General features: G+C 40.9%; 15 protein-coding genes and 2 pseudogenes. 6 read left to right on the top strand and 11 right to left on the bottom strand.

Going from position 1 to position 16838, the window contains the following annotated elements; all coding sequences use genetic code 11:
* Window position 1 precedes the first annotated feature (1 nt).
* The 4 genes and pseudogenes from ACZ9EE_RS28580 to ACZ9EE_RS28565 form a co-directional block, all read right to left on the bottom strand.
* Window positions 2-1039, bottom strand: a complete 1038-nt coding sequence (locus ACZ9EE_RS28580) for a LacI family DNA-binding transcriptional regulator (protein ID WP_476031945.1) — start codon at window positions 1037-1039, stop codon at window positions 2-4.
* A 143-nt stretch (window positions 1040-1182) separates the two neighbouring features.
* Window positions 1183-2350, bottom strand: a pseudogene (locus ACZ9EE_RS28575) (Gfo/Idh/MocA family protein).
* An 80-nt stretch (window positions 2351-2430) separates the two neighbouring features.
* Window positions 2431-2607: pseudogene (locus ACZ9EE_RS28570) on the bottom strand (sugar phosphate isomerase/epimerase); the annotation flags it as partial.
* Window positions 2608-2924: 317 nt separating this feature from the next.
* Complete coding sequence (locus tag ACZ9EE_RS28565; RefSeq protein ID WP_476031944.1) at window positions 2925-4715, bottom strand: glycoside hydrolase family 2 protein; 1791 nt, start codon at window positions 4713-4715, stop codon at window positions 2925-2927.
* A 134-nt stretch (window positions 4716-4849) separates the two neighbouring features.
* On the opposite strand from ACZ9EE_RS28565, the gene ACZ9EE_RS28560 reads away from it, so the two are divergent.
* The gene (locus tag ACZ9EE_RS28560) at window positions 4850-5464 is read left to right on the top strand and encodes a YesL family protein (RefSeq protein ID WP_476031943.1); all 615 of its coding nucleotides are present in this window, start codon (window positions 4850-4852) and stop codon (window positions 5462-5464) included.
* Window positions 5465-5512: 48 nt separating this feature from the next.
* Window positions 5513-7561: an alpha-amylase family glycosyl hydrolase gene (locus ACZ9EE_RS28555; protein ID WP_476031942.1), complete on the top strand. Its 2049-nt coding sequence runs from the start codon at window positions 5513-5515 to the stop codon at window positions 7559-7561.
* A 56-nt stretch (window positions 7562-7617) separates the two neighbouring features.
* Here ACZ9EE_RS28555 and ACZ9EE_RS28550 read toward each other — a convergent pair whose 3' ends face one another.
* From ACZ9EE_RS28550 to ACZ9EE_RS28530, 5 genes are all read right to left on the bottom strand, one after another.
* Complete coding sequence (locus ACZ9EE_RS28550; RefSeq protein WP_476031941.1) at window positions 7618-8511, bottom strand: nucleoside hydrolase; 894 nt, start codon at window positions 8509-8511, stop codon at window positions 7618-7620.
* A gap of 15 nt (window positions 8512-8526) precedes the next feature.
* Window positions 8527-9549: a LacI family DNA-binding transcriptional regulator gene (locus ACZ9EE_RS28545; protein WP_476031940.1), complete on the bottom strand. Its 1023-nt coding sequence runs from the start codon at window positions 9547-9549 to the stop codon at window positions 8527-8529.
* A 264-nt stretch (window positions 9550-9813) separates the two neighbouring features.
* Window positions 9814-10560: a phytanoyl-CoA dioxygenase family protein gene (locus tag ACZ9EE_RS28540; protein ID WP_476031939.1), complete on the bottom strand. Its 747-nt coding sequence runs from the start codon at window positions 10558-10560 to the stop codon at window positions 9814-9816.
* Window positions 10561-10951: 391 nt separating this feature from the next.
* On the bottom strand, window positions 10952-11791 hold the full coding sequence (locus tag ACZ9EE_RS28535; RefSeq protein ID WP_476031938.1) for a sugar phosphate isomerase/epimerase family protein: 840 nt from the start codon (window positions 11789-11791) through the stop codon (window positions 10952-10954).
* Window positions 11792-11878: 87 nt separating this feature from the next.
* Window positions 11879-12739 carry a helix-turn-helix domain-containing protein gene (locus ACZ9EE_RS28530; RefSeq protein ID WP_476031937.1) on the bottom strand — a complete coding sequence of 287 codons (861 nt, stop codon included), beginning with the start codon at window positions 12737-12739 and terminating at the stop codon, window positions 11879-11881.
* Window positions 12740-12952: 213 nt separating this feature from the next.
* Here ACZ9EE_RS28530 and ACZ9EE_RS28525 point away from each other — a divergent pair, with 213 nt between their 5' ends.
* The 4 genes from ACZ9EE_RS28525 (at window position 12953) to ACZ9EE_RS28510 (ending at window position 14863) form a co-directional block, all read left to right on the top strand.
* Window positions 12953-13099 carry a hypothetical protein gene (locus ACZ9EE_RS28525; RefSeq protein WP_476031936.1) on the top strand — a complete coding sequence of 49 codons (147 nt, stop codon included), beginning with the start codon at window positions 12953-12955 and terminating at the stop codon, window positions 13097-13099.
* A 144-nt stretch (window positions 13100-13243) separates the two neighbouring features.
* Window positions 13244-13879: a glycine radical domain-containing protein gene (locus ACZ9EE_RS28520; RefSeq protein ID WP_476033135.1), complete on the top strand. Its 636-nt coding sequence runs from the start codon at window positions 13244-13246 to the stop codon at window positions 13877-13879.
* Window positions 13880-13912: 33 nt separating this feature from the next.
* Complete coding sequence (locus ACZ9EE_RS28515; protein ID WP_476031935.1) at window positions 13913-14305, top strand: 4Fe-4S cluster-binding domain-containing protein; 393 nt, start codon at window positions 13913-13915, stop codon at window positions 14303-14305.
* A 186-nt stretch (window positions 14306-14491) separates the two neighbouring features.
* Window positions 14492-14863, top strand: coding sequence for a radical SAM protein (locus ACZ9EE_RS28510; RefSeq protein WP_476031934.1), 372 nt, complete (start codon window positions 14492-14494; stop codon window positions 14861-14863).
* Window positions 14864-15223: 360 nt separating this feature from the next.
* On the opposite strand, the gene ACZ9EE_RS28505 is transcribed toward ACZ9EE_RS28510, so the two are convergent.
* Complete coding sequence (locus ACZ9EE_RS28505) at window positions 15224-15397, bottom strand: hypothetical protein (protein WP_476031933.1); 174 nt, start codon at window positions 15395-15397, stop codon at window positions 15224-15226.
* A gap of 77 nt (window positions 15398-15474) precedes the next feature.
* A complete protein-coding gene (locus ACZ9EE_RS28500; RefSeq protein WP_476031931.1) occupies window positions 15475-16836 on the bottom strand; it encodes an MATE family efflux transporter in 1362 nt (453 codons plus the stop codon).
* Window positions 16837-16838: the final 2 nt, after the last annotated feature.

The raw sequence follows: 16838 nt of genomic DNA, 5'->3' as shown, positions 1-16838 counted from the left end.
ATCAATTTGATAGTTCTTTTACCATTGCACCGGAACTTTCCCTAATAACCAAATCCATTTGAAATAACAAATTTTTGGGGATTATTTCCTGTTCCTCATCCGCCTCAATCAGTTCAATCAATAAATCAACGGCAGCCTTGGCCATTTCTTTAACTGGTTGTCTAATGGTCGTCAATGCCGGCTTGATCATTCTCGCGATATTAATATCATCGTAACCAACGATAGCAACATCATCCGGAACCTTTAGGCTATTACTTTCAATCGCCTTCAAGGCGCCTAACGCAATGAGGTCATTTCCACAAAATAGTGCCGTAAATTCCTCCCCTGAGTTAAGAAGCTCCTGCATTGAGGCATATCCAAAGTCGAAGGTGGCAATTCCTCGCCTTATAAGCGATTCGTTTACGGTTAAATTATTAATAACATGGGCATTTCGATAGCCAAATTCCCGGTCGGGATTTAACAAACTTCCTCCGATATAAGCAATTTGCTTGTGTCCTAACTTAATAAGGTGGTTGACAGCGATCTGAGCACCATACATATGGTCGCCATTTACTTGGCTGACACCGGGAATTCGTTGGTCAAATGCCACAATTGCCACTTGTTTTTCCGCCAATATGGCTTTAATATCGGGGTGTTCAAAACTGCTGAAATCATTCAGTGATCCGAAAATAATCCCATCCACATGTCTTTCCATAAAATTCTTCAAAAATGCGACTTCCCGATCGACTGGATTTTCAACGACTGATGTGGTGCACAACATCACGGTATACCCTAACTGCCACAGTTCTTCTTGTATAACTTCCGCAACCTGTGACCAGTATTCATTAGACAAATGCGGGACAATCAGTCCAACAGACTTCGTCTCGCCGTTTATCATGGTACGTGCAATTTGATTTGGATTAAATTGCAGTTTTTTGATAGCTTCTTCTACTTTTCTTCTGGTCGAATCTTTCACACGGTCTTTATTGTTTATCACCCTTGAAACAGTAGCTATTGAAACTCTTGCTTCCTTGGCAACATCCTTAATTGTACTTTTCATTCTCTTACACCTATTCTTTCAAAAAAACGTAAACGTTTTTAGTTTTCTAATTTAAAAGCTTTGTCACTTTTTCATCAACCTATTTTGTAATCGGAAGCAACAATTTAAGGTGAGAGGAGATTTTCATAAGCAGTGTTGCTCCTTTACAGATTGATCAGATTGATTTTTGATTTATAGAGTTCCGAGATCTTCACCCAATTTTTTGTGTTTACGGATTGTTCAACTGCTGCAAGTACAGCCTGATTTTTTACGCCGTCATCAAAATTAGGTGTTGGACTAATACCTTTTGCAATCCCATTCATTAGTTCCACCATTAAATTGATGAAAGTGTGTTCATAACCAATAATGTGCCCCGCAGGCCAGTAAGCTCCTGCAAATGGGTGATGCTCTTCCGTGCAATTAATCGTCCGGAAACCTTGAAGACCCGGTTCATCATCTGCAAAATAAACCTGCAGGAGATTCATATTTTCCAAGTCCCAACGGATGGAGCCTTTTTCACCGTTGATTTCAATGCGTTACCATTTCGATTGCCGCCGGCCAGTCTTGTCGCCTCAAATACACCTGTTGCCCCATTCTCAAAGCGAGCAAGAAAAGCCGACGTATCGTCAACGGTTACGTCTCCCAATTCTGAGTCCCCTCGGCTTTGGCGCTTAACCCCCCGCTTGTTTCGATAATGGGCCTCTTCTTAATAAACGTTTCCATCATCCCCACCACATCTGTAAATTCTCCGACAAGGAAACGAGCAAGGTCAATACTGTGTGCCAAGATATCGCCATGAGCACCCGAGCCAGTAACTTCTTTTTGCAGCCGCCAAACAAGCGGGAAATTTGGGTCGAGAATCCAATCTTGCAGGTATGTAGCATGCATATGATAAATCCTTCCCAGTCTTCCTTCTTGAATCAACTTTTTCGCGTATTGTATGGCTGGAGCAAATCGATAGTTGTGACATATCATGTGAACAACTCCCGATTTTTTTACGGCCTGCTGCATTCGCTCAGCCTGTTCCACGGTCAGGGCCAGGGGTTTTTCGCAAAGAATATGCTTCCCTGCCTTTGCTGCGGCAATGGCAATTTCCACATGGGCATTGTTCGGTGTCACAATATCGATTAAATCGATATCATCGCGTTCTATTAAGCGACGCCAATCGGTTTCATAGGTGGCCCACCCCATCTGTTCTGCTGCCGCTTTTACGGCTTCCTCATTGCGGCCGGCGATCGCCTGCATAACAGGTTCCACATCTGTATTAAAGTAGAATGATAGATTTCGGTACGCGTTGCTATGCGCCTTCCCCATAAACTTATAACCTATCATTCCGATTCGTACCTTTTTCTTTACTATGTCCACCAAACTTCACCAATCCTTTCTTTAATCAAGATTTGATTAAAAAAGGAAACCGCTTTGTTAAATTTGTCCTCATTTGCGATTGGCCTTTCCGGTTGACAATGAGTATCACTGGGATATCCCCCAGTGCCAATTTCAATCGCTTTTAGCCCTCTTGAAGCGATATAGTCAAGTGCTTCTTCAAAAGGTTTATTCTGAAATAAAACAGCAAAAACACATAATTTCACTATACCTGCACCCCTTTACGAAAATGATAAAAACGTTTACCCAATCATGTGTACGGTATTTTATTAAAATATGATCAATGATTACTTGCCACATATATGTAAACGTTTCCACATAAGTATAAAATAAATTTGTTAAGGTAAATTCTTAACAAACTTATTCAATCAAATATGTTTACAATTCAAAGGGTATTATGAAGTTTTTTATCAATGTAAACGTTTTATCTACTCTTAGTTTAAATTTTGTGGACGACATTATCAATGATTATTTTTCTGCACTTTTCGACTTACTAATTATTCCAAATTTCGACCTATCCTTTTTATATCGTATACGCATGCCAGCTGTCATTTATCTGTTTAATATTCTTCAAGTCACATTTTAGCTTACGTTCATAGGTTAATAGACCGTTTTTTTCCTGCTCCACGTCTGTGAGCTGAGTGTAGCAATAACCATATAGAATCCTTGAACTATAAATTGCGTTGAGAATGCGCTTATAGTCAGCAATAAAATCTTCTGCACTCGACACGGACGTATATCCCCAGCCATCCTCTTCATCGACCTTGTATCCAATTCCGCCAAACTCGGTTAAGAGAATCGGCTCTCCCTGATGGTTAAAGCCATTGGCATAAATCCCTTTTCCCGCCGGACTCGAATGGAGGACTGCATCTTTTGTCGATAACTCCAGTTTGTATTGTTCGTACTTTTCCACCTGATCCTTATTACCATGATTATAATTATGAACGGCACAAATATCGGTTTTTGTCTGCTCCCAGCCATCATTCGAAATAACCAGACGGGTTGGGTCAATTGAATGGATCAAATGGTACATCGCCAGTGAATGATGCTGCTGTTGCCGGTTTTCTGAAATTTGGGGAACACCCCAGCTTTCATTTAATGGTACCCAGGCAACAATGGACGGATGATTATAATCACGTTCGATAATTTCAAGCCACTCTCGGGTCATCCTTGCAACAGCATCCTCATGAAAAGAAGGCGCGGAAGGACACTCACCCCATACAAGAAAGCCGAGGCGGTCGGCCCAGTATAGGAAGCGGGGGTCTTCTACTTTTTGATGCTTGCGGCAGCCATTAAAGCCCATTTCTTTAGCAAGTTCTATATCTTTTTTCAACGCCTCATCTGTTGGTGCAGTTAAAAGACCTTCTGGCCAGTAGCCCTGATCCAATACCAGTTTCTGATAATAGGGGCGATTATTTAAGTAGACCATCCCGTTTTCAGTATGAATCTTTCTCATTCCAAAATAAGAGCTGATTTCGTCCAAAACGGTATTTTCCTGTTTCAAGGTTATTTTAACGTCAAACAGGTTGGGATGTTCTGGTGCCCAGTTCCACCCGGGATAATGAACACCCGTTCGAAAGATTTTATGGTTGTATAAATCAAACGAACGCCTAAAATATTCTTCGTCGAGGTAACAGCAATCTTTGACAATCTTTTTTCCTGCAAATTCGATTTCGATTTCCACTTCTGTTTTCTCGCCTGTTACTGCCAATTCAACTGTTACTTCCCCTTGATCAATATTCGGGGTAAACTTTACTTTTTGGATATGAACATGACTGACAGCCTCCAGCCAAACGGTCTGCCAGATACCCGTTGTCCTTGTGTACCAAATGCCTTCTGGTTTCTTAAGCCAAAATTGTTTCCCTCTTGGAATCGTTTCATCTTCCGAAGGATCCTCCACTTTGATGGAAATTTTTTCTGTGCTTCCAGTTAGTTGGTCGGTAATATCAAAGGAAAATGGAACGTGTCCGCCCTCATGGAAACCAACAAATTGTTCATTCACATACACCCATGCACGGTAATCGACGGCACCAAAGTGGAGGATGACCCTTTGGCCCTGCCAGTTCGAAGGGATGTGAAACTCTCTTTTATACCAAACAACATCATGAAAGCCTGGTTCATGAATTCCACTTAACGGTGTCTGGTAAGCGAATGGGACGTTAATGTTTCTCGTAAATTGATCATTGCCCCTCTTGTACCACTTTTCGGTTGTTCCGATTTTTTCATCATCAAACGCAAATGACCAAACCCCGTTCAAATTCAACCAATCCTTGCGAACGAGCTGCGGCCTTGGATATTCATTGCGAATGCTCATGTTTTTCCCTCCAGTCTGTTTTTTTACAACATTAAGAAATTTTAAGCCGGCTTCTTCTTTTTTTAAAAGAAATATGCTAATTTAATATTAATACAGAAATTTCAGAATTAATAGAATAATAAAAGGGTGATGGAATGAAATTTTTTGAAAGCGCTTTATATCAAATAATCAATACAATCTCAAACTTTTTCCTATTAAATATTCTATGGCTGCTTATGTGTCTGCCAATTGTAACAATTTTCCCAGCTACTAGCGCTCTTTTCTCCGTGGTCAGGGAATGGCAGACGAAACGAAGCACCCAACTATTCACTCTATTTTTCCGTTATTTTAAAGAAAATCTTGTCCAGAGTGTAATGCTTAGTATTATTTGGGCTGTTTGCTCCAGTATTTTGTATGTTGATTTTTTATTCACAAACCAGATGACTTCCAACCTAAAGCCTATTTTTTCCATCACTTTATTCCTTGTAACGATTCTTTTTTCCTTTACTACGATTTACCTTTTTCCAGTAATGGCACAATATAAATCAAGTGTCATTAAGCTAATAAAGGCATCCTTTTTTCTATCAATCGGCAATCTGCCATTAACAATCCTTTGCTTAGTCGCTCTGGGACTCATAGCTGCTTTGGGTTATGTTTTTCCGTTATCCATTTTTCTTTCTATCAGCATTGGGGCCTACTTCATTTATGCGATTTGTCACAATGCCTTTAATAAAGTTGAAAAAGGAAAGGAAAGCTCCTATACTCAATAATTCTTAAGTTGTCTAGTTATTACATTAAATAAAGAGGTGGATGCACGTATGAAGGTCACTAAATCTAATGAACTATTAATCTTAAAAGATGGGGATTTCCATTGTAAATTTAATAGTCTTACTGGACAGTTGTTAAGTATTGCTAATAATCAATGGGAATGGACAACAAAAGGACTCTTCATTGATGTCGGTTGTGACAAAGAATTTAAACTTGGTCTGCTTAACTACCATTCATTAGATCCTCTCCATACATGGGAAATGCCGCCAATTGATCCGATTAAACATCCCCAAAAAGAATGGGAATTTATTGGATACAACTCTTCGCTCAATGAATTACATATCAATTTTGCTATCGATGATCTCGTCATCACCGTCATTTATCAGATTAACGAAGAAACTTTAGAGGTATCCACTCGGGTAAAAAATACTCGTTCTACCCGAAGGATGATTAATGGTTTGGCTTTTATTTTACGTGATTCCGGTCAAGCGCGGGAAGTTCAATTTGAGTTTCCCGGAAATGTCCCTCACGATGAATTTCGAATTTCACAGCTGAAACCTTTTGAACCAGTTGTCACCGGCCTTGTGAATCCAATTATTCGAACCGTGTCTGATTATGGAAATCTCAATATTTTGTTTATAGACGAAGAAGAAAAATGGAGCTCTGGCGTTTATAAGGATGATGCAGGCATCCCGCATTATGTTAATATCGCCTGTCTAGAAAGCTATATCGAACCGAATGAAACAATATACTGTGGGACGCTCTATATTCAGCCCATCGGTCAAGAAGACCCATTTGTGCCAATTCGAGAACTTTATAAGAAAAAAGGCTGGAATCCACCAACCGATGGTCATACGGAAGGGATATTATATTCCTGTCATCCGCATGGGACAATGGATTCGGGCTTTCAGGATCGTAAGACAATGCGAGAATATGCAGAAGAATTGGAAGGTCTTAAAAAAATAGGGATTGACCACGTCTGGGTTTTACCCATTTTTGAACATCTTGATCGAGGGGTGTACCATCCGACCGATCAAAAAATCATTGATCCCCGCTATGGCACAGATGAAGATGTCAAGTTCTTCAGCCAAAAACTGCACGAACTAGACATGACCTTGCTGTTTGATTATGTTCCTCATGGCCCGGAGAAGGATGATCCTCTAGGAATTGAGCATCGCGAATGGGCTTCATTGTGGAGGGATGGTACACCTAAGATTGAATGGAACTGTTTATCATTCGACATGACGAATCCAGACTATCGGCAATATACGACAGAGCTTGTTGAGGACCATGTGGAACGATTTGATATTGACGGAGCAAGGATTGATTGTGCAATGGGCGGTCTATCCAATTGGAATCCCGTAATGGGAAATCGGCCGAGCAGCTCGAGTCTGCGAGGCGGGGTAAGCATTTCAAAAGCCATTCGTGAAGGATTCCTGAATCAAAATAAAAAGCCAATCGTGACGCCTGAAAACTTTAACCCGGTACCCGTATATGCTCCATATACAGATATTTTCTACGATATGCCGTTATATCGAGTATTGTTTGAAATGGAAGAGGCAAATTTAGCTCCAGAAGACTATGTCAAACGCTTGACAAGATGGCTGCACCACCAATTACTGACAACACCAGAAAATTATCTCAAGTTACGTTTTCTCGGAAACCATGATTCAGTAAGCTGGGTTTGGCAAAAAGCACGGGCAACAGCCGTTTACGGAGTTGAAAAAGCAAAGGCGCTTTGGGTGTTAATGGCTACGATTGATGGCATTCCTATGATTTATCAAGGAGATGAAGATGCATCCATCTATAGGAAGGAAGGCCCGGTGCTAAGAGAGTTTTTCACAGAGCTATTTTATGCAAGGAAAAAGTACCTCGGAAATAAATACGATATAAATTATTTATATACCGGAACGTCCATCATGGCCTACACTCGTTCAAAAAGTACTGATAAACGGCTTATCGTAATCAACCTATCCTCGAATAAAGAACAATGGTCCAGTGACTTACCATTTCAAGAAACTTTATTCGGACAATCACAAATGGCAGGAAACCAGATTTCCCTTGACGGTTATAGCTACGCAATCTTACGAATAAATTAAACTTTAATATAAAGACAAGGCTGAGATTTCTCAGCCTTGTCTTTATTATATTAAAATCAGGCTAAGCGGCTTAATAACAATTCAAAAAATTGCTTTTCATTGACTTGACATGCAACCGATACATGCCCATCCTGATCGGGCGAGGCCAGTGTCTGTCCTGAGGAACGGTCATGGGAATATTCGACAACCACATTCATTCTTTGCGTTTTGACCAGGTTTGGGTTTATCACTAATGCGAGTGCTAACGGATCGTGCATGGGCGTAGCTTCCTCTCCGATGAACGTAAGCCATCTTTCAACAATTCCTGCCAAAACATCATTCAACGGAGTATACTTATTTTTTATTTGATTGAGCATATCTTTGGTCAACATCAGCATCATTGTAACATCCAAACCCACCATTAAAATGGAAGTCCCAGATGAAAACACAACTGATGCCGCCTCAGGATCACATTTTATATTATATTCGACTCTCGGTAAATCTATATAGTGTTCTCCTATACCTGTTACTCCGCCCATTAAATAAATTCTTTTAAGCATCCTAGAGATTCTTGGTTCTCTAATCATCGCCGCCGCGATATTGGTCAAGGGACCGATGGCCACCAAACTGATTTCACCTGGATTATTCATCACTTTTTCAATGATGAAATCTACAGCATGTCCGTCAAATGTAGTAGTATCATCCGGAGAAACAAACCCCTGGCCTTCTTGGCCGTTAGCGTAAAGAGTCCGGTTTTTCAATAACGAATTTGATATCCCCGGAATAACCCTGATATCACTGCATTTTCCGAGGGATAATATTTTGTGAGCCATTCTCGCTTTACGCTCGATATCTCCATTCACAATGGTGATTCCTTCGATGATGATTTCGGGTGATTTCATCGCAAGTGCAATTGCTAAGGCGTCATCGGGATCCGAGCCGATATCCGTATCAATAATGATTCTTTCCACATGAAACCCCCTCCGTTACTTTTGCACTTCAGAACTGATACTTTTCACTGAACCTCTTTCAACTAAATAAGGAACAAAACATTTTACTTTTTCCTCAACAGGTATATTCTTCATTAGCTTTAAGAGAACCTCCATTGCGTAGTTGGCGATTTCCAATGATGGCTGTTTGATCGTAGTCAGCTTTGGATCTGTCAACTGAGTTAAATAAATATCGTCATAGCCAATAATGGAAATATCCCCCGGACACTTTAAGCCATAATCTTTAATGGCATTCAGTGTACCGAAAGCGATAAGGTCATTGCCGCATACAACCGCTGTAAACTCCGAACCGTTTTCTAAGAGCTGCTGTGTATACAGATAGCCCGTCTCCATATGATAATTGCCTATCTTGATGCGTGAATAATCTGCTTCAAGGCCATATTCGGTGAGCGCTTTTAAGTAGCCCTCCAACCTCAGGTTCCGGCTTCCGTGCATACCTTTCCCGCCAATATAGGCAATTTTAGTATGGCCATTTTTGATTATATGCTCAGTTGCAATGTAAGAGCCCTCCAGGTTGCCGACGTATACTCGGTAATCTGCATCCCCAGGCTCACGATCGATCGAAACATACGGAATACTATAATTTTGCAGCTCTTCTATACTGCTTGTGCTTGTCGATTTTTCACTACCTGTAATAATGACACCATCTAGATTGTATTCAAGAGTCATATTTATATATGAACGTTCTTTTTCTTCATCCTCATCCGTATTACATAGGATAAGTTTATATCCAGCTTCATCCGCTCGATTCTCTATTCCTTTTGCAAGCTCCGCAAAATAGGGGTTCGTGATATCCGAAACAAGTAAACCGATAATATTGGTACGATTATTGACTAAGCCTCTCGCTAATCGGTTTGGCCTATACTTTAGTTCCTTTGCTATTTGAAGTATTTTATTTTTTGTTTCTTCACTTACATTTCGATAGTTACCATTTAATACCTTGGAAACCGAGGCAGTTGATACCCCCGCTTCCCTGCTGATATCCTTAATAGTTACCAATTCACAGAGCCCTCCATATACATTTTTTTGAATCTAAAATCTAACTACTCAAAAAGCTTTTCTCCGAGTGTATTCCAAGAATTTGTAAATCGGGGATCCAAGCTTCATTTTTGGCCGTGCAGCATTTTTTTCATCATAACATTTTATTTTCAAACACAAAAGACCACTGCATTCAATTAATCTATCAATCAAATGAACGAAGTGGTCATGCACTTAAGTTTTTGTAGTTTGCGAATCCTAAGATTGGGGGACTAATAAGTCTCTTTAGGTTTTGCTAGAAACGTTTACACATGGGTTTCCAGCCACATTTTCTCCACGTGCAAGCCAAAATTTCCAGCCCTCATTCATTTCCACTGGCAGCACTTTTGTATCTGCAGAGATATAACGCATAGTATATCCAAGCCGGCGCTTAGGGCTGGTATTTGCGTTTGCTCCGTGAATGATCCGGGAGTCATGGATGGAGCATTCTCCTTTTTTAATCTCAAAATCTACTGCCTTTGATTCGTCAAGATTTTTTATTTGAGCATGGAACGTATTCACTGACATATCGACATCTTCATATTCGGAGAATCCATTGGTATGGCTTCCTGCAATGACCCGCATACATCCATTTTCTTTTGAAACGTCATCAAGGGCAAGCCAAATAGTTACGATTTTATCATACTTATCAAAACGGCCATTCCAATACGCCGAATCTTCATGCCATGGTGTATTCCTGCCGACGTAGGGATCCTTACAGATAAAGTGACTGGTCCACATGATGATATTCGGGCCAAGGATCGGCTCTACCAAATCAAGCGCTTCATCACTCAATAAATATTCCAATAAACGTTCATCCCGGAAATGAGGCGTATCAAGTTCATCTGACAATTTGCTGCCTTTTTGCGCAAGGTGTTCCTGAAAAATCTCCTCTAATTTCTCCATTTTCTCTTGCGAAAATAACGGTCTATGATATAAAAAGTAACCATTCTCGTTAAAGAATTCGACTTCCTGTTTTGTTAGTTTGGACATCGGAATTCCACCTTTTTCAAAGAATTTAATAGTATTCTTCGTGAATCAAAGAATTGACAAATCACCTTCAACGCAATCAATGAATACGGTTTCAAAAATTAGGTTAAGTAAAAAGGAATCAATAGAGTTTGGAACATTTTGTCAAAAATTTCTCTGTCCTTCCCCCCTTCTATATACTGTTAAACGTTTAACAAAATACAATACAACGTTTGAAGTAATCTTAAAAGATGCAGGTTCTTTTGTCAATATTCAAAATTCAAAATTTTATAAAAATTTAATCTACCAATCTAACTTGCTACCAATCTAACTTTCTACCAATAAAAGGAACTTTCAATCTTTTTACCGACTAGAACTATTAGTAATTCCTAGTGATAAATTTAGGAACCACTCTTCACGCAAACATTCTTTTAAAGTGATTACGGAAATACTCCGCCATCCATAAGTTAACTTCCCATACATCCGTGACCGGCTGTTTTGTGAAGGGAAAAGTTGGCATATACCCGGGTGGTCCAAATTCCGGCGTAAACGTCATCCACTCGGCACCACTCTCTTTTCTTGCCTTGCAGATCTTTTCCCACCACCTCATATGAACCTCTAGCTCATGAGTATATTCGGGTGCCCGTGGGTCCGAAACCTGCGGACCTTCCGCATGGCCAATTCGGCCGTGGATATGGATGGACTGCTCACACGATTTCACTACATTTTCCTCCTGGTCATCAAGCAGCGACTCACACACGCAGCACCAATGGCTAAAATCAGCATTCAACTTAAGTCCAGGTACGTCTTCTAACAACCTAACCGTATTCCACGGCACATATAATGCCCTTCCACGATGGGTTTCATGAGCCACTGCAATCCCATACTTACGTTCAACCGCTACAGCATGTTCAAAATATTTCCTTTGTTCTTCATAGGCAATCGAATCTTTGGAGCTTTGCGAAACGATGAAGAGCGGGTCAAAACGAACCGCCTCACGCACCTGATCTTCGAATGAAGTGGCATGCGGGTCCACTGTTAGGACCTGTGCAATAAATTCCAAGTGGTATTTTTCTAGGAGTCTTCTAAATAAATCTTCTTGTTCAGGAATAGGAAGTGGTGACTCAACACCCGTGTATCCGGCTTCTGCTACAGAGGCTATGTAGGCTTCTGCTTGCTCATTTAAGCGGATCCTAAGTGGAGAACCAGTAAATCCAACAACCTCCCAAAGAGATTTAAAAAGTTTTAACTGCATGGCTGTACCTCCATTTCTCTACTTTATTAAAAAACGCTTACACAGATAATGTAATCGCTTTATATATAATCCGTCAACCAATAATGTTTAATGCTTTTCCGGGATGACGATTTTACGGTTTAAATTACGGTATTTTGCTGGAGAGACCTGAAAATATTTTTGAAACCTGTGATAAAAATGGCTTAAGTTTTCAAAACCGGATTCCATACAAATCGTCAAAATCGAATCATCTGTGTGCAAGAGTAAATTCGCAGCATATTGAAGCTTACATTTATTGATCCACTGAGTTGGTGTCATATCAAGATGCTTTCGAATCATTCGGGTGACATGCTCCGGACTTTTCGGAGAAAGCTCATACAGCCTTGTAAGACCAACAGTAAAGTTTTCTTTATGCTTCATTTCATCAATGAGATCCTTCAGCCACTCCGGCATGTTATCCGCCACTATCTTTTTTTGTCCGGAAAAAAATCGAATGAACAAATCGGCTAGCAATGCCCTCACTTCCGACCTGATTACTTTTTTTGAATCATTTGGGATGGAGTTCAATACCTGAAATCTTGCTTTGACGTTTTCTATTTCGTTTTTCTCAATAATGCTGCTTGGAGGGGTTTCATCATCCAACAGCCGTTCCCCATCAAATCCCTCTCCTAAAAAATTAAATAGTGCTTCCAAGGTTGTTTCAGGAAAAGCTAAGTTCAACAGCTCGCATTCTTCATTTCCATCATTTTCATAACAATGAATATCATCAGGGCGAATCAGGACAAGCGAGCCCTCGACAAGTTGCAACCTTTTTCCATTTACTAAATGATACACAGAGCCTTTTGTAATCAAAAATATTTCAAAAAAATCATGGCGATGCAATCCAGTTACGGTTTGTAAAGACCGATGGTAAGCGTAATGAACTTCTGCATCAAAATCAAGGATATCGTCTCCGCGCAAAATAATCATTTGGATCTTCCTTTCTTGGTTCAATATCAAAATAGCACAATTTCATGCAAAAATAAAACAAGATTTTTATTTATAGTGACTCTACAATGGAATCATATTAGATGAGATTGGAATGGAATGGTGAGAACAGATGAATACATGGAGAGAAGATCATGTTCATGCAATCCTGTTTACCAAGACTTACCGTATGTTTGAAAAGGAACATCAGGCAATTTGTTTTGGGTCAATTCGCTTTTATCAGGCGTCACGACCTTTGATCAGCTATTCGACGCTTACAAGCAGCAGATTGAATATTTTACGGAAATCATGGCTGAACAGGAAGAACTCGGATATCGAGTAATCGGCGAAACCGCTCCTTAATTGTTCACAAGCATGCTGTACGATGATTGTTTGGATCGGGGCAAATCCATCTTTGACGTTGGCATCACATACTTGGGGGGCACATTGGAAGCTTACGGAACATCAATACAGCTGACAGTTTGACAGCTATCCGGTCCTTAGTTTATAAGTAGAAACGGTTCAGTCAGTCTGGAACAACTCGTACAATGGCTTGATGCTAATTTCCAGGGATTTGAGGAGGAGCGGAAACAATTGCAGAGGGTTCCTAAGTATGGCAACGATGATGAATCTGCCGATGAAATCGCCAAGAAGGTGCATGAGCACATCTGCCATACTATCAAACAGCAGAAAAGCCGGACACAAATGCATTCCTATTTAACCGTTATTATCAATAACCAGGCGAATACGATTCTTGGCAGATATACGTGTGCATCGGCAGATGGCCGAAAAGCAAAGGAACCGATAACGAATGGGAATACTCCCTTTGGCGGCAGTGACAAGAACGGCATGACCGCATTGCTCAATTCAATTGTCAAACTCGATCCGCGAAACCACGCTGGGGCGGTTCATAATTTGAAAGTCAGCCGGGAACTGTTCACGGAACGAATAGAGCAATTTAAAGCGGTTTTGGAAACCTACTTTGCCAAGGGCGGCACACAGCTGATGATTTCGGTCGTCAACCGGGCCGAACTGGATCGGGCAATGATGGAACCAGAAAAATATACACACGTATTTGTCAGAGTTGGCGGATTTAGCGCCATATTCGTTGAATTAGAAAGAACGTGCAGGAAGAAATCTTAAACCGGACTCTTTATTGAGAGGAGATGATACGTTATGGCGATGGATGAGCCTGTAATTTTCGATATTCAACCGTTCGCGTTGAATGACGGACCAGGGATTCGCACAACGATTTTTCTGAAAGGATGTTCATTAAAGTGCAAGTGGTGTCATAACCCGGAGTCGCAAATGCACAATCCGCAATACTCCTTTCATTACGGTTCATGTGTGCGATGCCTTGATGAAGGCCGGCTCTGTCCAGCTGGGGTCTCAAAATCAAAGAGTGCTGCTGAGACGAATGAAACGATGGAACCCATCCGGACCGGGAACAGGATCCGTTTCCATAATCTGGCTTACATCAATGAAACGAGTGTTGATGCCTGTCCTTATGATGCAATAAAGCTTGTCGGTTATGAAACGACTGTGGACCAGGTGCTTTCGGAGGTATGAAAAGATGCGGACTACTATGCAAGGTCGGGTGGCGGGGTAACAATATCCGGCGGAGAACCGATGACACAGTTTGAATTTGTCAAATAGCATGCTTCCAGGCTGCAAAAGGAGCATATTCGCGTCTGCCTCGATACTTCCGGGCATGCGCTTGCACAAAAGTTTACCGAGATTGCCCCCTATATTGATATGTTTTTGTTTGATTATAAAGAAACGGATGAAAAACGCCATCGGGCGCTAACGTGGGTGTCGAACCGGCTCATTTTGAAAAATCTCGATGCACTATACAACGCGGAAGCATCGATTATCCTGCGCTGTCCGCTGATTCCCGGCGTTAATGACTCATCTGAACATTTGGCTGGTATTACCGGAATGTCCTGCAAATACCCGAATTTGAAAGCTATTCAGATTATGGCTTACCACGAAATGGGCAGTCATAAAGCGGTCAGGATTGGTGCGACCGCTCCACTCGACGATCTAAAAACGGCGGATGAAGCGTTGAAAGCAGATTGGCTAAAGACGCTCCACGATCTCGGCTGTGAACAGGTTTCACTCGGATAGAACACACTTGGAAAGGTTTGAAAAGGTGTGTTGCAATACTCTAAGATGATTTACTCCCCTGTTGATTGAAGCGGAGGGCACTCGACTCCTGCGGGATAGAGAGGTCACTGGAGACCCCGAAGGTACCAAGCGCCGAGGAGGCGGAGCGGAAATCAACAGGCCCAATTGCAGGGACAATCTAGAAGTTTGTATTTAGATTCTAAAAACATAAAAAATTGCGAGAAAAACTAAATCTTCGAGAGTATGTTCTACACTTTTACTCCCTGCCACAATTACTCCATTTACCCATATTTGGCGCAGGATGTTTATGTAAATTTGTTCACGCTCTGTTTTCCAATCGCTATTGCAGAGGATCAGGGTTTAGCCGTTTTTTATTGCTGCATATCCCACTCCTCTGGATACATCTGCATAAAATGGGTTTGAAACATCCAGAATCAGCATTCCAATTGCATTTGTTTTTCCACTTACCAGCCTCCTTGCTATGCCGTTTGGCGAAACCCCCAGATCATTCATTGCTTTCGTAACTATATCCAACAGAAACGTATCTTCAGTTTGCCCAACAGACCTTATTTAAGAAACAATTGTAGCTATTGAAACGAAAAAAACGGCGATTATACATCTGTACTCGCCGGTAAGTTAATGTTGATAGTTTTACTTTTAGCAGAATCCCATTTGAATCTATGATATCGCCAATAATTAGCAACCCCGGTTATAACGTTCATACTGCATAATGCAGCCCATGCTCCGACTTGGCCTAAATCATACACCTGAGTAAGAAGAAGTGTGCCGGGAATAAACAGGATCCAATTGAAAACTAAAGATGCTCGAGATAAAAAGGTCGTATCTCCTACACCTCGCAAACCACCGCCAAAAATGACAGTAGCTCCACTAAACAATTGCATGAAAGCAACAATGTAAATTAAGGATAAAGTATGAGAGTAAACATCCGGGTCGGTAGAATAGAGCTTGGTAATCGGCAAGGCAAACAGGAATAAAACAATTGAAACAAGTATCATAAATCCCATACCCAAATACGCCGTGACCAATCCAAATCTCTTGGCCTCCTGCGGTTGGCCTTTTCCAATCTCTTGGCCTATTCCAATAGTAGATGCCGCACCAAATCCATTGGAAGGCATATAACCAAATGAAAGAATGTTTAGCGCGATTTCATTTGCAGCAACTGCGGCCGTTCCAAGTCTTGTTATACAACTTGTAAACACAAGCATACCCAAACTATTAGACAATTCTGCAATACTAAGCTTTACACTTTCGCTCATGAATAAACGAACTTCGCTCAAGTCAATCGGTACCCATTTCCGTGTCATATACCACTTATTTAGAACACCGTAATATACGAGTAAATTCAAGAGAAACGCAACACCTTCAGCTGCTACCATACTCCATGCTGCACCTTGCAGACCAAGTTTTGGAAAGCCAAATTGACCGTAACAAAATACATATGTAAAAGCCACGACAGAAAAATCAGCTAATAAGGATATGATCATAGGTGTTCTTGTATCACCGATTGCCCGCATATACGCGAAGAATGCAATGTTAAAAATGGTCAACACGAATGCAATCATCCTAACCTGAAGGTTCGGTGTTCCAAGGGTTAAAAGGGCTAAATTTGCGCCCATTGCTTTTAAAATCATGTGTGGAAAAACAAAACTTGTAAAAAATACAAGAATCGAAATTCCCAATGAAGCAATCAACGCAATTTGCATTCGTTGATTTCCCACTTGCATGGTATCCGATCCATTGTTTTGTGCAACCAGATAATTGATGGCGCCTTGGATACCTGAAAACAGAGCCCACATGTTGTACATTAACATATTTGCAATGCCCACAACTGCAAGCGCAGCTGCTCCTAACTTCCCGACAATCATTAAGGTGAGAAGCCCCATAAATGTCATCGATGAAAAAGTCGCGATAGAGGGAATTGCCAAACGAAAAATTTGTTTGATTAGCGCCATGA

This window comes from Bacillus sp. URHA0034 (assembly GCF_056280405.1).
Note: the sequence above shows the minus strand (reverse complement) of the source record. Positions and strands in the feature narration are given on the sequence as shown.

Excerpts from the sequence above, each read along its gene's own strand:
- ACZ9EE_RS28500 (WP_476031931.1), bottom strand. The coding sequence starts at position 16,836 with ATGGCGCTAATCAAACAAATTTTTCGTTTGGCAATTCCCTCTATCGCG.
- ACZ9EE_RS28535 (WP_476031938.1), bottom strand. The coding sequence starts at position 11,791 with ATGCAGTTAAAACTTTTTAAATCTCTTTGGGAGGTTGTTGGATTTACT.
- ACZ9EE_RS28555 (WP_476031942.1), top strand. The coding sequence starts at position 5,513 with ATGAAGGTCACTAAATCTAATGAACTATTAATCTTAAAAGATGGGGAT.
- ACZ9EE_RS28540 (WP_476031939.1), bottom strand. The coding sequence starts at position 10,560 with ATGTCCAAACTAACAAAACAGGAAGTCGAATTCTTTAACGAGAATGGT.
- ACZ9EE_RS28580 (WP_476031945.1), bottom strand. The coding sequence starts at position 1,039 with ATGAAAAGTACAATTAAGGATGTTGCCAAGGAAGCAAGAGTTTCAATA.
- ACZ9EE_RS28510 (WP_476031934.1), top strand. The coding sequence starts at position 14,492 with ATGTTTTTGTTTGATTATAAAGAAACGGATGAAAAACGCCATCGGGCG.
- ACZ9EE_RS28515 (WP_476031935.1), top strand. The coding sequence starts at position 13,913 with ATGGCGATGGATGAGCCTGTAATTTTCGATATTCAACCGTTCGCGTTG.
- ACZ9EE_RS28530 (WP_476031937.1), bottom strand. The coding sequence starts at position 12,739 with ATGATTATTTTGCGCGGAGACGATATCCTTGATTTTGATGCAGAAGTT.
- ACZ9EE_RS28560 (WP_476031943.1), top strand. The coding sequence starts at position 4,850 with ATGAAATTTTTTGAAAGCGCTTTATATCAAATAATCAATACAATCTCA.
- ACZ9EE_RS28565 (WP_476031944.1), bottom strand. The coding sequence starts at position 4,715 with ATGAGCATTCGCAATGAATATCCAAGGCCGCAGCTCGTTCGCAAGGAT.